This is a genomic window from Actinophytocola sediminis, from assembly GCF_054779715.1.
Window position 1 is genome coordinate 11,842 of record NZ_BAAGXS010000022.1, and the last position, 14,779, is coordinate 26,620.

Below are 14,779 nucleotides of genomic sequence, written 5' to 3' on the forward strand. Positions count from 1 at the left end.
CCTCAGTGGACGGCCGCGGGCGCGTCCGCCTCGTCGTCGGCGGCCCGCTGGATGCCCGACTTGTCCGAAAGCGGCACCTCCTTGAGGAACCACATCAACAGGAACCCGACGGCGACCACGATCCCGCCGACGGTGAACACCGTGTCCACGCCGCTGGTGAACGCCTCCAGGATCGGCCGCGACTGCTCCGGCGGCAGCGAGTTCAGGAACGACGTGTCGTTCAGGTCGATCCCGCCCTGCGCGCCACCGCCCGGCAGGTTGTTGAGCGTCACGGTGAACAGGATGGACAGGAACACCGCGGTGCCGACCGTGCCGCCGATGGAGCGGAAGAAGGTCGCCGACGAGGTGGCCACGCCCATGTCCTTGGCCGGCACGTCGTTCTGGATCGCCAGGATCAGCGTCTGCATGCACAGCCCGAGCCCGATCCCGGCCAGGCCCATGAGCAGCATCGTCTGACTGAGCGGGGTGTCCACCCCGATCTGCCCGAACAGGAACATCGACGCCGAGACGATGCCCAGCCCCGCGATCGGGAAGCGCTTGTACCGCCCGGTCCGGGAGATCAGGATGCCGCTGCTCATCGACGCGACCAGGATGCCGGCGGTCATCGGCAGGCTCAGCAGCCCCGACTCGGTCGGCGTCGCGCCCTTGACGATCTGCAGGTACAGCGGCAACGACATCATCATGCCGAACATGCCGAGGCCCATGATGAAGTTGATCAGGTTGGTCATGGTGAACACCGACCGCCGGAACAACCGCAGCGGCAACAGCGCCGCGTCACCCATGTGCCGTTCCACCAACAGGAACAGCACGATCCCGAGCACACCGATCCCGTACATCGCGAGCGAGGTGGTCGATCCCCAACCCCACTCGCGGCCCTGCTCGGCCACGATCAGCAGCGGCACCAACGCCATGGTGAGCGCGCCCGCGCCCCAGTAGTCGACCCGTTGCTTGACCTTGACGTGCGGCACGTTGAGGAACTTGGCGACCACGAACAGCGCGACGATCCCGATCGGCAGGTTCACCAGGAACACCCAGCGCCAGCCGTCGATCCCGGCGAAGGTGCCGACGCCGGCGAAGAACCCGCCGACCACCGGACCGGCCACACTGGACAGTCCCCAGACACCCATGAAGTAGCCCTGGTACCGACTGCGTTCCCGGGGCGAGACCAGGTCGGCGATGATCGCCAACGCCAGCGACATCAGACCGCCGGCGCCGAGCCCCTGCACCGCGCGGAACGCGGCCAGCTCGTACATGGAGTTCGCGACCCCGGAGAGCACCGAGCCGACCAGGAACAGCGTGATCGCCGCCAGGTACATCGGTTTGCGCCCGAGGATGTCGGACAGCTTGCCGTACAACGGGGTGGAGAGCGTCGAGGTGATCAGGTACGCGGTGGTCACCCAGGCCTGGATGGTCTGCCCGTGTAACTGGTCGGCGATTGTCTTGGTGGCCGAGGCCATGATCGTCATGTCGAGCGCGGCGAGCAGCATGCCGAGAATGAGCCCGGCGAGCACGGTCAGGATCTCGCGGTGTGACAGTACGGTCCGTCTCCCCGAAGACGAACCATCCACCTCGGGCGCGTCGCGCGAGGTTGGTTCGGACATCTACTACTCCCCTTCGGAACGCGCCTTGGCGCATTCGCTGATCATCATCGGTAACGCGTGTTCGTGGTCGGCCACGAAGCGCTCGAGCAGCGTGAGGAACTGGGACACGTCTTCGGGCTCCCACTGCTTGACCACCCCGGCCAGCGCCAGCCCGAGCCGGCGGCGCTGCTGTTCGAGCAGTTGGATGCCGGCCGGTGTCGGCGCGAGCACGCTGGCCCGGCCGTCATCCGGGTCCGCGCGCCGCTCCACCAACCCGTCGCGGACGAGCCCAGCGATCTGCCGGGAGACCGTGGACGGGTCGGAGTGGATCGCCGTGGCGAGTTCGCTCGACCGGCTTGGGCCAACGGCGACCATGGTCTTGAGCAGGATGATCGTCGAGCGGTCGACGCCGCCCACCCGGCTCATCCGGTTGCCCAGGGTCGCCTGCTGCTTGCCCAGCCCGAAGATGGCACCCGCGAGGCGGCGACCGACCTCGACGTCCTCGTCGGTCGGCTTGCCCAGCGGGGTCTCCGGAGCGACCATGAATGCTCTCCCATTGCGTGCATCATCCAACTAGTTGCTCGATACAAGCATGAACCTCTGACGGCCCGCTCGACAACTGAAAATTCTGTGAGCCCGATCGCTCTCGTGAAGGATTCAGCATCATTGAGGTCGATTCGTTAACTCTCCACGGTTCCCTGGTGCCCGCCGAGCAAGCAGACTCTGCCCATGCGTCGAGTTCTCTGTGTCCTGTTGACCGTCGCCGCCGCGCTGCTCTGCGCCCCAGCGGTCTCGGCCGCCGCGCCGTCGGGCGGGACGCACTGCCCAGCACCCGACCCGCGAACGCCCAAGCAGCAGCTGCGCGCCGAGTGGATCGCCAGCGTGGCCAACATCGACTGGCCGTCCCGCACCGGGCTCACCGCCGCACAGCAGCGGGCCGAGCTCGTCGGCTGGTACGACGAGGCGGTCGAGCTCGGACTCAACGCCGTGGTCGTGCAGGTCCGGCCGACGGCGGACGCGTTCTGGCCGTCGCCGTTCGAGCCGTGGTCGCACTGGCTGAGCGGGGCGCAGGGCACCGATCCCGGCTACGACCCGCTCGCGTTCGCGGTCGCCGAGGCGCACAAGCGGAACCTGGAGTTCCACGCCTGGTTCAACCCGTACCGGGTCTCCATGGGCACCGACGTGAACGCGCTGGTGCCGACCCACCCGGCGCGCGTGCACCCCGAGTGGGTCATTCCCTACGGCGGGAAGCTGTACTACAACCCCGGGATCCCGGCGGTCCGCGAGTTCACCATCGACGCGATCATGGACGCGGTGCGCCGCTACGACGTGGACGCCGTGCACTTCGACGACTACTTCTACCCGTATCCGGTGGCCGGCCAGACCTTCGCCGACGCGGACACCTACGCCGAGTACGGCGGGGCGTTCGACACCATCGCGGACTGGCGGCGGGACAACGTCGACCGGCTGATCGCCGAGCTGTCGGCCGAGATCCGGGCGGTCAAGCCGCACGTGCAGTTCGGCGTCAGCCCGTTCGCCATCTGGCGCAACGCCTCGACCGACCCCACCGGCTCACCTACTCAGGGTGGCGTGCAGACCTACGACGACCTGTACGCGGACACCCGGAAGTGGGTGCGCGAGGAGTGGATCGACTACATCGTGCCGCAGGTCTACTGGAACATCGGCTTCACCGTCGCCGACTACGCCAAGCTCGTGCCGTGGTGGTCGGACGTGGTCGCCGGCACCGATGTGGCGCTGTATGTCGGGCAGGCCAACTACAAGGTCGCCGACCCGGCGCAGGGCGCGCCGTGGCACGACCCGAACGAGATGAGCGGGCACCTGACGTTCAACCGCGACCATCCGCAGGTCCGCGGCGACATCTACTTCTCGGCCGCCCAGGTGCGCAAGAACGCGTTGGGGCACATGGACATCGTCAAGTCCGAGCACTACGCCGACCCGGCGTTCACGCCGACCCCCGGCCGGCTGGCCGCCCGCGGCCCCCGGACCCCGGTGCTCGTCGACGTCGACCGGACCAGGGACGGCGCCCGGCTGCGCCTGGTCGGCACCGACCGCCGCACGGCGGCCTACGGGGTCTACCGGGTCGAGGGCACCCAGGCACACTGCGCGACCGTCGACGGCCGCAACCTGGTGGCCACGCTGCGCGCCGACGCCGGCCCGGTGACGTTCGTGGACCCCGGCGCACAGCACGGAACGAAGTACACCTACGTGGTAACCGCACTAGACCGAGCACACAACGAGAGCACCGCCAGCCACCCCCGCACACTCAGGTAACCATGCCCTGAATGAGGCATTGAGGACGTTGAGCGTCCCGAATGCCCCATTCAGGGCGGTGAGCCTAGGCCCAGCCGGGCATCGGGTAGCCGGCCAGCAGTTCGGCGATCTCGGCGGCGATCGTGCCGAGCGCCTGCTCGTCGGCGCTGTCAGCGGCGGCGATCGCGCGGTCCATCCACTCCGCGACCTGCGGCATCTGCTCGACGCCCAGGCCGCGGGTGGTGATCGCCGAGGTGCCGAGCCGCAGGCCGGACGGGTCGAACGGCTTGCGCGGGTCGAACGGCACGGTGTTGTAGTTCAGCTCGATGCCGGCCAGGTCGAGCGCCTTGGCCGCGGGCTTGCCGCCGATGCCCTTGCTGGTGAGGTCCATCAGGATCAGGTGGTTGTCGGTCCCGCCGGAGACCAGGTCGAACCCGCGGGCGGTGAGCGCGTCGGCCAGCGCGGCCGCGTTGGCGACCACCGCCGCCGCGTACTCGCGGAACGACGGCTGGGCCGCCTCGGCCAGCGCGACCGCGATCGCCGCCGTGGTGTGGTTGTGCGGGCCGCCCTGCAGGCCGGGGAACACGGCCTTGTCCAGGGCCTTCGCGTGGGCCGCGTCGGACATCAGCATCGCGCCGCGCGGGCCGCGCAGCGTCTTGTGCGTGGTGGTGGAGATGACCTCCGCGTAGCCGACCGGCGAGGGGTGCGCGCCCCCGGCGACCAGGCCGGCGATGTGCGCGATGTCGGCCACCAGGACCGCGCCGACCTCGCGGGCGATCTCGGCGAAGGCCGGGAAGTCGATGGTCCTCGGGATGGCCGTGCCGCCGCAGAAGATCAGCTTCGGGCGCTCGGCGAGAGCAAGGTCACGCACCTCGTCCAGGTCGATCCGGCCGGTGTCCTTGCGCACGCCGTACTGCACGGCGCGGAACCACTTGCCGGTGGCCGAGACCGACCAGCCGTGGGTGAGGTGGCCGCCGGCGGGCAGCGCCATGCCCATGATGGTGTCGCCGGGGGCGGCGAGCGCGAGGTAGATCGCCAGGTTGGCGGGCGAGCCCGAGTACGGCTGCACGTTGGCGTGGTCAACCCCGAACAGCGACTTCGCCCGTTCGATGGCCATCGACTCGATCGGGTCGATGAACTGTTGCCCCTCGTAGTAACGCTTGCCGGCGTAGCCCTCGGAGTACTTGTTGGTCAACACCGTTCCGGTGGCCTCGAGGACCGCGGTGGACACATAGTTCTCCGAGGCGATCAGCCGCACCTTGTCGAACTGGCGCTTCGCCTCGCCTTCGATGAGCTGGGCGAGCACTGGATCGGCCGCGGCCAGGTGCGAGATCGCCGGCTGGTGCATGGTGCGTGCCTCCATGAACGGGGTTTACGTGCGCTCAAGACACTATCGGCCCGTGCGGTAGAGGTGGGCTCGCAGGCTGACGGCCAGTCGGGTGGCGTCGTCGTGGTCGCCGAGCGGCGCGTCCGGCCACTCGTCCAGCCGCGTCCACCAGTACTCGCGCGGCGTGCCCGGGTACCTCGGGATCAGGTGGAGGTGCAGATGGTCGACCGCGTGCCCGACGACCATGGAGTACACGTGCTCGGCGCCGGCCACCGTCCGCAGCGCCGCCGCGCCGCGCGCCAGCCACCGCCCGACCGCGGCGGCCTCGTCCTCGGTGAGGTCGCCGAGCCCGGCCACATGCCGGCGAGGTTCGACGATCAGGTGGCCGAGATAGACCGGCGAGCCGTCCTGTCCCGGCGCGTCGGTCGAGGTGTGCGAGACGACGACCAGGTCGTCCTCGGCGACGGGCCCGCCGGGCATCGAGGTCGGGTTCCGGTGCTTGGCACAGACGAAGCAGTCCACGCCGCCGACGGTACAAATCCGCTTGCCGCGCATGTTGGACTTCTCGGTATGACTGACCCGATCCTGGCCGCGTTCCACACCCAGCTGCGCGATGTGGTCCGGCCGTCACTCGACGGCGGCATGTTCGAGCGCGTCGGGCCGGTGATCCGGTGCACGAGCAAGGAGCCGGACGGGTGGAACGGGGTCGAGTGGTCCGCGCTCGACGCGTCGACCGCCGACGGGGTGATCGCCGAGCAGCTCGCGTACTTCGCCGAGCGGGGCAGGCGGATCGAGTGGAAGTACTACTCCTACGACCAGCCTGCCGACCTCCCCGACCGGCTGCGGGCCGCGGGGCTGGCGGCGGGACCGGTCGAGGCACTGATGATCGCCGAGGTCGCCGACACCCCGCTGGACACGCCGCCGCCGGCCGGGATCGAGTTCCGCATCGCGACCTCCGACGAGGACCTGGCGCTGGTCAAGCAGGTGCACGACGAGGTGTTCGGCGGGGACCACACGCTGTTGGTCGAGGAGTTGCGCGCGCGGTCGCGCAGCACCCCCGAGGCACTCGCCGCGGTACTGGCCGTGGCCGACGACGGCCAGCCGGTATGCGCGGCCAGGGTCGACTTCCACGTCGGCACGGCGTTCGCGAGCCTGTGGGGCGGCGGCACGTTGCCGGCGTGGCGCCACCGGGGGGTGTACCGGGCGATGGTCAGCTACCGGGCACGGCTGGCCGCCGAGCGCGGGTACCGGTACCTGCGCACCGACGCGTTGCCGACCAGCCGGCCGATCCTGGAACGGTTGGGGTTCCGGCAGATCTGCACCACCACCCCGTTCACGCCGGCCGCCTAGCACGGTCGACGAGCTCTCGGATGAGGTCCACGACCTCGTCCGGGGTGAAGTCCATGGCGTTCTCCGAGACCGTGAACTCGAACTTGCACTGGCCGGGCTGCGGCTGCGGTTGCGCCCGCGCCAGCACCTGAACGCCCCGCGCGGCGATGATCTCCCGATTCGCCCGGTCGGCCTCATCGGCGGCGACCGGCAGGAAGACATGGAACATCGGCGTCTGCGGCGGGTTCGGGTGGACGACGGCGGTTCCGTCACCGGTGATCGCGGCGGCGATGGCGACGGCGTGGTCGCGGTAGGCCGCCATGCTGGCCGGTCGTTCGTCGAGCCCGATCAGCGCGGCGAGCGCGAGCGGCCACGGCGTTGGCAGCGTTCCGCCGAGCCGGTGGCGCCACACCGCGGCCTCGTCGATGACGTCGGACGGCCCGGCGAGCATCCCACCGCTCACGCCTTCGAGTCCTTTGTAGAGGGACACGTACACGGTGTCGAACAGCGCGGCGATCTCGGCGTACGGCCGGTCGTAGAAGGGCTGGGACTCCCAGAGACGGGCGCCGTCCAGGTGCACGGCCGCGCCGTGTTCGCGCGCCCAGGCGGTCTGGGCGACGAGTTCCTCCCAGGACGGGAGAAGTCCACCGATCTCCCGCTGGGGCAACTCGAGCAGCAGCGCGGCCGCCGGCTCGGTCACCACGGTGGCGAGGTGCTCGAGCCGCAGCAGCTCGTGCGGCTCACCGACCGGGACGAACCGCAGCCCGTGCACGGCGGAGTAGCCGTGTGACTCCCAGAGTTCGAGGTGGTTGGCCGGATGGGCGAGGAAGGCGCGCCGCCCGGTGCGCTCGGCGTGCACGCGGAGGGCGACCTGCTGGGTCATGGTGCCGGTGGGGAAGAACAGCGCGCGGGGCTTGTCGAGCAGCTCGGCGATCCGCTGCTCGAGCGCCTCGACCGGCTCCGCCACCGAGGTCTCCTCGGACACCTGGTCGAGCATCCGCCGCAACATCACCGCCGGCCGCCGACGCAGCGGGGCGTGACTGACCAGGGAGCGCTGGATGTCCATGCACCCAGTGTGTCGGGCCTGTCGAACGACTTGCCGACCCAACGGTGCGGTGTAATCCAATAGAATTCACTACATGACAAGCAGAGGCGGCAGGGGATGAGACTGACCGCTGCAGAGGTTGGATATTTCGAGGACTACCAGGAGGAGGAGGCCCTTGAGGTAGGAATCATCGGCATCGACGAGCTTGGCGTTCGGAGATCCTTGTCGTTCCAGCGATCCTCCTTCGACGAGCCGGATCAACAGGATGTCGAGAACGAAATGGATTCCTATAATATCTCAACTGAACGAGGGTTCACGATCTACGGCGGCCTGCGGAGTGTGCGACTCGCCCGGTCGCAGCTCACCGTGGAGTTTGCCGCCGAAGACGCGCGAATTCTGGGCATCACGACACCGGTGGAAGTTGATCTGAGCGGGTCAGGGGCAGACCTGCTGACCCTTTCGGCAAAACTTCGCAACATCCTGGACTGGGGCGCCCAGGACAAACGACCGGAGATGATCGGACTGTGATGCTGGTCGACTTCTACTACCGCGCGCGGAGGAACGTGCGGAGTGTCGCGAGCAGCGTGCGAAGATCGGTACGCGTGAGGGTGATCGCGGCACCGGTGTAGTTGTGCCTGATGACGACCGTCTCGCCGTCCAGGGACAGGTGACACGCGTCGCCGGCGAACTGCCAGGTCCGGTCGTGGCGAACATGGTGGTCGACCAGGTCGAGCGTGGCGTCGTCCGTGCCGATCTCGGACTCGAGGAAATCGTCGAGCGGGGTCAGCGCGGTTGGCGCGGACACTTCGAGTTCGTGGTCGACAATGGCGAACTGAACCTGCGTTGTCCCGTAGCTCATGAAGGTTCCCGCGGCTTCCGCACACCACGCGGGTAAGCGGTGACGATGTCACAAATTCGCGGCACGGCCGGACCGGATTTCAGATGACCCTCGATCAGCACATCCCGGTACGTGCCCCGAAAACGACGCTTGGTCGCGTCGTAGCCGTCATGCCGCATGGCGTCGAGAAAAGCCTGCCGAACGGCGTGAAGAACTTCAGCACGCGACCACGAGTCAGGAAAGAACATACTGACCTTGGTCATGGCCGACGGAATATGCGGGCCGCAGACCTGGGCCTTGTAGACCCCGTGCTGATCCGGTCCCGCGATAATTTTCGCAACACGCAACCCACCTCCGTCGACACCACCTTCACGATGGTGATACCCGGTGCAGCGCTCCTTACTCGGCCGATAGTGACCGTAGAAGATGTGCTGGGCCAACCGCGGCGACAGTCGATCCAACCCATCCCAGCGAAGCCGCTTACGCACCTTGGCGATGGCGACCGCCCAGTCGTGCGGATCGTCGCGCAATGTCGCGGGATCGAACCAGGTCCGCGCGGCAGGCGGACGCAGCACGGCCCGTATCGCCGGCTCGGCGACGGAAGCATGCCCGGCGGTGACCGTCACCGGCTCCGACAACGGAACAGGCAACAACTCGGCGGCCGCCGAGATCGACGCCGCGGAATCGTTCCCCACGCTTTCCACCATGGCCAGCGCACGCCGGTACATGGTGACGGCCAGTTCCCGTTGGTCGACGCGAACAGGGTCCGGCTCGTCGGCGCCAGTGATCACCCCGGTGAGCTCCGCCTGCTGCGTCATGGTCAGCACGGGACGCGCGGCGGGCGCAGGTTCGAGCTTGTCCGTCGCGATGAGTTCGCCTGCCTGACGCTGCGCCCAGGCGAGAGTGGCGGCATAGGTATCGAGGGCGACCGCGACCTGACTGTAGGAATCGGCCATGGCCAGAAACCGTCGCGGCTGCTGTTCGAACCGGGCGTGAAACGCCTCGGCGGCCCGCCCGGACCAGCCGCCGTCGTCCAGCGCGCGAAAACCGTCGCCGACGTTCTCGTAGGAGGTGGCCATCCGGTTGTAGGAATCGGCGAGCAGCCAGATTTCCGCCGGGTCGCCCGGCACCAGGTCCTTGACATTCCGCGAACTCACGAGCCAATTCCTCCGAACCGGCTGACGCCCTCGTCATCTGCTTGTCGGTAGGTTTTGATCGTCTCGGCGAGCCGGTGGCGGATCGACTCCGCCTCACTGGCCAACTGCGACCGCCCCCGCTGCTCCTGAGTGGCGAACTCGTTGACCGCCTCGGTGAGTCGCCGGTGTCCGAACGTCTCGGCACGCGGGGCTTCCTGGGTTGGTTGCTCCGTCAGCTCCTCGGCCACCACGGCCACCCGGTCGCGCAGCACGCCAAGCGCCTCAAGGTCGACTGCGAACCCGTCTGAACTCACCCAGCCCTCCAACCCAGGTCACTTCAGTGCCCGAGCATTCTACAGCGCGGACCCGCAGCGGCAAGATCGACAAAGGAATGAGCGCCATCTTCATCAAAGGCAACTTTCTACGTTCTATGGCCGGCCAGACACCAATACCTCGGATGCACCGCGAACAATGACCCTCTTCAGCAGAGACAGACAGCTGAACGATCGCCTCTCAACCGGCCCGACCCAGGGTCACGGTGCGGGATCCGGGTGCGAAGTCACCGAAGGACTGTTGCCAGGACTCGCCGGGCCAGTAGTACGTCACCTGGCCCTCGACGGGCCGGTAGTGGGCTGTGTAGAGCGTTCTCGACCCCTGCTCGTCGACGGATCGATAAAGCGGCGGCTTCAACATCGCCGCCACGTCCGCACCCGCGGCGCGAATGGCGCGCAGCCGCTCCTGCGTCCGCATGGCCCGCTCCTGCTCGTCGGTCACCGGCAGGTGCTGGTGATTGGCGGCGCAGGCATCCGGGGCCACCGTCGGCGACATGTCCGGCCCCACGAACACCGTCACCGCCTTCGCCGCATCGACAAGGGTGAGGTTCTGGGGGACGGCGATCGGCAGGGACCGCAACCTGCCGACCGCCTCATCGACGGAGTCGCAGGTCTCCAGCAGGTAGCGGACCACGATGAGAATGGCGAAGCCGGGGCCGTAGGCGGAACGCCCGCCCCAGGTGAGCGAGACCGCGAGACCCGCGTCGTTCATCCCGTCCAGCAAGCCCCACAGCATGTCCTGCATCCCGATCACCGGGCGCAGGAAACCGGAGGACACGATGGTGCCCTCGCACTGATCGGGCCGTAGGTCATAGTTGCGCAGCAGAGTGCCGTTCCTGCTGATCTGGGTGCAGGCCGGGGAGAACGGCCGCAGTGCCGCGTGGGTGAGGAAGACTTCCGCCCCTGGCCGGTCGAGCTGGCCGGCCAGGCGGTCCAGCACCGGGACCAGTTCCGGCATGTGCGCACGAAACAGCGTCCGAACACGATCCGCGCCCGCCGGAGTCCGGCCCTCCGCGGTCAGCAGCCCCGCCATCTCCTGCCACCGGACCCGGGCGTGAGCGGCCCACCGCCCGTCGCCGCCGTCGCCGACCTCGATCGCCTGGAAGGTCATGGGTTGTTGGCGCATGGCTGCCGCTCCCCCGGTGAGAATCGGACGAGGAGAAGGCAACCTAACGAATTGGGCAGGCATTCGCCAGGTGTCCACCATCGGCGAATGCCCCCGTTAACGCCAAATTGGACCACGTTCGGGACCATGAAGGCCCGGAACGCGGTCCAACTCGACCGGTCAAACCCCGCGTGACCTGCGGAGCCGCCTAAGGGAATCGAACCCTTGACCTGCTCATTACGAGTGAGCCGCTCTGGCCGACTGAGCTAAGGCGGCGGACGGCGTCAAGTGTAGCGGGCCGTCCTGCGTCACCTGCAGGGCACCAGGCTCGTTAGGTGAGACGGACTCGCTTCTGGACAGGGAGGACCCGGCGATGCGTGCACGCTCACTCGTCGCGACGGCGTTGCCGCTGGTGGCCGTCATCCTGGTGTTCTCTGCCGCGCCCGCGCTCGCGCAGCCGGTCACCACCCCGGTGCCGACGCCGACCAATCCCAGCTCGCCGCCCATGTCGGCGCCGGTGGGGACGCCGCCGCCCGGCCGCGTGGTCGCCGACTCCGGTACCGGGCTCGGCATCGTGCGGATCCTGCCCAACTCCGTGCCGACCAAGGCGATCGTGCCGGGTGCGGAGGCCAAGTTGCCCAAGCAGCCCGCGGTGGAGCTGGGCTTCGGGATCTCCTCCGCTCAGGTCAACTCCGAGTCCTATCTCGAGTTCGAGCACGCCATCGCCCAGGCGGCGCCGGGTGGGCTCGCGCTCCAGGGCGGCACGCCGCAGACTCCGGGCTCGGTCACGCAGACCGCGCCGCCGAACAACGCGCAGCCGACGCACAGTGGGCTCACCCTGCCGGAGACGCCGCTGGACTCGCTGATCACCGCCAGTGCGTTGCAGGGCCAGGTGCACGCGCGGTGGGACGAGGCCCTCGGCCCGTGTGTCGGCACGATCTCCGACGCCTCTACCGAGGTCGCGAGCCTGTCGCTGGTCAACGCCATCCCGACGCTGCCGGACGTGACCGATCTCACCGGGGTGTTCGACGCGCCTCGGCTGGACGCGGCCGCCGATCAGGCGATCGTGGACGGGCTTGGCCGGCTCGCCGGGCCGTTGAGCACCCTTGGCGGCGTGCTGTCGGGCGACGGCGCACCGCGCGCCGACGGCGCCGGGTCCCTGCTGAGCCTGCCGAACACGCTCTCGACCCGATCGGTCGTGCGGCTGGTCGACATCCCCGGCTCGGCCAACAAGGCCGTGCAGGCCACCTCGACGCTGCAGGTGGCGGCGGTCAAGCTGCTCGCCGGCACGCCGTTCGCGATCGATATCCGGGTGGTCAGCCAGCCGACGTTGCAGGTCACGTCCACGGGTGAGGCGAAGACGTCGTCGGTGCGGTACACGGCGCCGGTGCTCGAGGTGTGGCAGGGCGGGCGGAAGATCGGCGGGCTGGACGCGGCGAACCCCACGGTGGACATCCCGATCGGGCTGCCGTTGCCCGGAGTGCCGGGTGCGGAGAAGCTGCCGATCATCGGTGAGCTGCTCGCCAACGGGCAGCGGGTCACCGACGCGGTGCGCAAGCTCGACCTCGGCGTGCTGCGGCTCGGGGTGGCGCAGCTGGACGAGAAGCGCGAAGCCATGACCGACCCGTTCACCGGCTACCAGCTGGGCGCCACCGCCAGGATGCTGGACCTCCAGGTCCTGCCGACCCAGGCGTTGGGGCTGCCGAACCTGCCCTCCGCGCTGGCGCAGGTGTCGATCGGTGAGCAGATCGCGCGGGCCTACGCGCCGGCGGGCGGGGTGGTCTGCCGCGCGGCCGACCAGCCGCAGCCGCCGCCGGAGCCTCGGCCGGAACCGCAGGGCAAGCAGCCGCCCGGGCTGGCGTACACGACCTTGGCCTACAAGACCGTGCCGATGTTCTGGGCGGGGACGGCGATGCTGCTGATCGGGGTGGTGCTGGTGGCCGCGGTGCCGGCGGTGCGCCTACCGAGGGCGTCTGCCGGCGGGCCGACAGACGAGCCCGACGGTCCCGTCGACCCTGAGCCACCGGCCGACGCGAGCGTGCCCGAGCCGGCTGAGGTTGACCCGCCCGCGGTCTCCCCGGACATCGCCGAGACAACCGACTCCGGTGAGGCCGGCAGCGCCGGGAAAACCGACCAGAACTGACTTCCGCAGGAGCCGAACGAGACCACGCCAGCCTGACCGGCGGTGTCACACAATGCGGTGGCGTATTCCGGCTGGGTCTGCCCCGCCGCCTCCCGCAGGGCGAACATACGAGGGTCCATTGTGGTCAACACGGGGGGAATGACGTGAATACACGTGTCGCAACGGTTGTCGGCGCACTTGCGATCGCTCTGGGAGGGATTATCACCTCCACCTCGGTCGCGTCCGCTTCAGCTGAGCAGTTTCACTGCGATCCGTTCGAGTACCTGGTCGGCAGTCAGGGGCATCACGGCGCGGCCATCAGCTGTCACGGCGCACCATTCACCGGGGTCATTGATTGCCGAATCGTGGAGAGTGGCTACATCTACCGGCATTTCGGCAACCGGGCCGGGGATGGCCAGGTATCGACCACCTGGTGCGGGCTCGGCGCTGAGGTTGTCTTCGCGGGTGGTACTCCCTCCTGAGTGGAGGGCCCTGCTTTCCGGCTACCCGTGGTGCATGGTCATCAGCATGGCCTCGATCGCGATGCGGGGCTTGACGTTCAACTCCATCGCCTCCCGGCAGGCGAGTACCGCCTCCAGGCGCCGGAGCGTCGAGTCCGGGTGCCATCGCGCCGCGGCCTGGCGGGTGTCCTGCGCCCGGTCCGGGTGGTTCAACACCGCCGTCGACCCGGCCGTGGTCACCAGTACGTCGCGGTAGAAACCGGCCAGGTCGACCAGTGCGAGGTCGATCGCGTCGCGTTGGGTTCTGGTCGCTCGTGACTTCTGGCGGCGCTCCAGGTCCTTGATCGCGGCCGCGCTGCCTCGGGTGGCCGACGCGGTGCCCTTGCCGGTGCCGCCGTGGCCCATGGCCGTCTTCAGCGCCTCCCGCTCCACCTCGTCCTTCGTGCCGCTGACCTGGCTCGCGTCGGCCTCGGCCGACTTGACCAGATCATCGGCGCAGGTGAAGACGTCGGACACGCGCTGCAGGCTCAGCGGGATCCGCAGCACCGACTCCCGGCGGCTGCGCGCCGCCTCGTCGGCCGCCAGCCTGCGCGCCCGGCCGACATGCCCCCCGCACACCGACGCCGCCCAGGTGGCCATCTCCGCCGGCAGGCCGTCGCGGGTGCGCAGCACGTCGGCGATCGCGGCCGCCGTCGGCGTGCGCAGCCCCAGATGCCGGCACCGCGACCGGATCGTCACCGGCACGTCCTCGGGATGGTCCGACGGCGCGCACAGCAGGAACACCGTGCGCTCCGGTGGCTCCTCGACCGCCTTCAGCAGTGCGTTCGCCGCGCCCTCGGTCAGCCGGTCGGCATCGGTGATGATCACTACCTGCCAGCGGGCGCCGGTCGGCCTGCGGGCCGAGATCTGCACCAGGGCGCGCATCTCGGCGACCGAGATCGACAGCCCTTCCGGCACGACGACGCGCACGTCCGCGTGCGTGCCGGCCATCGCCGTGCGGCAACCGGGGCACTCACCACAGCCGGCACCGGTCTCGCACTGCAACGCGGCCGCGAACGCCCGCGCGGCGACCGACCGGCCGGACCCCGGCGGCCCGGTGAACAGCCACGCGTGCGCCACCGCCGACGCCGAACCGCTGAACGTGCCGTCGACCATCGACGCGGCCACGGTCGCCGACGCGGTCAGTACCCCGACCGCCTCCGGCTGACCGACCACCTGCGACCAGACACTCAC

Annotated in this window: 15 protein-coding genes and 1 tRNA gene; 5 read left to right on the top strand and 11 right to left on the bottom strand. The window is 69.1% G+C overall.

Features of this window, described 5'->3' with window-relative positions; translation table 11 throughout:
• Nucleotides 1-2: 2 nt before the first annotated feature.
• Both ACYVIP_RS14925 and ACYVIP_RS14930 read right to left on the bottom strand, forming a co-directional pair.
• Nucleotides 3-1,601 (bottom strand): MDR family MFS transporter, encoded by a 1,599-nt coding sequence (locus ACYVIP_RS14925; protein ID WP_460396428.1) that lies wholly within the window; start codon nt 1,599-1,601, stop codon nt 3-5.
• A gap of 3 nt (nt 1,602-1,604) precedes the next feature.
• Nucleotides 1,605-2,123 (bottom strand): MarR family winged helix-turn-helix transcriptional regulator, encoded by a 519-nt coding sequence (locus ACYVIP_RS14930; RefSeq protein WP_460396430.1) that lies wholly within the window; start codon nt 2,121-2,123, stop codon nt 1,605-1,607.
• 186 nt (nt 2,124-2,309) lie between these two features.
• On the opposite strand from ACYVIP_RS14930, the gene ACYVIP_RS14935 reads away from it, so the two are divergent.
• Nucleotides 2,310-3,872 carry a glycoside hydrolase family 10 protein gene (locus tag ACYVIP_RS14935; protein ID WP_460396432.1) on the top strand — a complete coding sequence of 521 codons (1,563 nt, stop codon included), beginning with the start codon at nt 2,310-2,312 and terminating at the stop codon, nt 3,870-3,872.
• Nucleotides 3,873-3,936: 64 nt separating this feature from the next.
• Here the strand turns inward: ACYVIP_RS14935 and glyA are convergent, their stop codons facing one another.
• The gene (gene glyA, locus ACYVIP_RS14940; RefSeq protein WP_460396495.1) at nt 3,937-5,199 is read right to left on the bottom strand and encodes a serine hydroxymethyltransferase; all 1,263 of its coding nucleotides are present in this window, start codon (nt 5,197-5,199) and stop codon (nt 3,937-3,939) included.
• Between the two features lie 42 nt (nt 5,200-5,241).
• Nucleotides 5,242-5,733, bottom strand: a complete 492-nt coding sequence (locus tag ACYVIP_RS14945; protein WP_460396434.1) for an HIT family protein — start codon at nt 5,731-5,733, stop codon at nt 5,242-5,244.
• 15 nt (nt 5,734-5,748) lie between these two features.
• On the opposite strand from ACYVIP_RS14945, the gene ACYVIP_RS14950 reads away from it, so the two are divergent.
• Nucleotides 5,749-6,528, top strand: coding sequence for a GNAT family N-acetyltransferase (locus ACYVIP_RS14950; RefSeq protein ID WP_460396437.1), 780 nt, complete (start codon nt 5,749-5,751; stop codon nt 6,526-6,528).
• Here the strand turns inward: ACYVIP_RS14950 and ACYVIP_RS14955 are convergent.
• A complete protein-coding gene (locus tag ACYVIP_RS14955) occupies nt 6,512-7,573 on the bottom strand; it encodes a threonine aldolase family protein (RefSeq protein ID WP_460396439.1) in 1,062 nt (353 codons plus the stop codon). The two genes, ACYVIP_RS14950 and ACYVIP_RS14955, sit on opposite strands and share 17 nt — an antisense overlap.
• 96 nt (nt 7,574-7,669) lie before the next feature.
• On the opposite strand from ACYVIP_RS14955, the gene ACYVIP_RS14960 reads away from it, so the two are divergent.
• The gene (locus tag ACYVIP_RS14960; protein WP_460396441.1) at nt 7,670-8,080 is read left to right on the top strand and encodes an Imm10 family immunity protein; all 411 of its coding nucleotides are present in this window, start codon (nt 7,670-7,672) and stop codon (nt 8,078-8,080) included.
• A gap of 16 nt (nt 8,081-8,096) precedes the next feature.
• On the opposite strand, the gene ACYVIP_RS14965 is transcribed toward ACYVIP_RS14960, so the two are convergent.
• The 5 genes from ACYVIP_RS14965 to ACYVIP_RS14985 form a co-directional block, all read right to left on the bottom strand.
• On the bottom strand, nt 8,097-8,411 hold the full coding sequence (locus ACYVIP_RS14965; protein WP_460396443.1) for a hypothetical protein: 315 nt from the start codon (nt 8,409-8,411) through the stop codon (nt 8,097-8,099).
• A complete protein-coding gene (locus tag ACYVIP_RS14970; RefSeq protein WP_460396445.1) occupies nt 8,408-9,547 on the bottom strand; it encodes a putative T7SS-secreted protein in 1,140 nt (379 codons plus the stop codon). Before ACYVIP_RS14970 ends, ACYVIP_RS14965 begins: the two co-directional genes overlap by 4 nt.
• Complete coding sequence (locus ACYVIP_RS14975) at nt 9,544-9,840, bottom strand: hypothetical protein (protein ID WP_460396448.1); 297 nt, start codon at nt 9,838-9,840, stop codon at nt 9,544-9,546. Before ACYVIP_RS14975 ends, ACYVIP_RS14970 begins: the two co-directional genes overlap by 4 nt.
• A gap of 199 nt (nt 9,841-10,039) precedes the next feature.
• Nucleotides 10,040-10,984, bottom strand: a complete 945-nt coding sequence (locus ACYVIP_RS14980; protein ID WP_460396450.1) for a C45 family autoproteolytic acyltransferase/hydolase — start codon at nt 10,982-10,984, stop codon at nt 10,040-10,042.
• Nucleotides 10,985-11,165: 181 nt separating this feature from the next.
• A tRNA-Thr gene (locus ACYVIP_RS14985) sits at nt 11,166-11,239 on the bottom strand.
• A gap of 97 nt (nt 11,240-11,336) precedes the next feature.
• Here ACYVIP_RS14985 and ACYVIP_RS14990 point away from each other — a divergent pair.
• Nucleotides 11,337-13,106 (top strand): hypothetical protein, encoded by a 1,770-nt coding sequence (locus ACYVIP_RS14990; protein ID WP_460396452.1) that lies wholly within the window; start codon nt 11,337-11,339, stop codon nt 13,104-13,106.
• A gap of 143 nt (nt 13,107-13,249) precedes the next feature.
• Nucleotides 13,250-13,567, top strand: a complete 318-nt coding sequence (locus ACYVIP_RS14995; protein ID WP_460396454.1) for a hypothetical protein — start codon at nt 13,250-13,252, stop codon at nt 13,565-13,567.
• A gap of 21 nt (nt 13,568-13,588) precedes the next feature.
• Here ACYVIP_RS14995 and ACYVIP_RS15000 read toward each other — a convergent pair whose 3' ends face one another.
• Nucleotides 13,589-14,779, bottom strand: coding sequence for a DNA polymerase III subunit delta' (locus tag ACYVIP_RS15000; protein WP_460396456.1), 1,191 nt, complete (start codon nt 14,777-14,779; stop codon nt 13,589-13,591).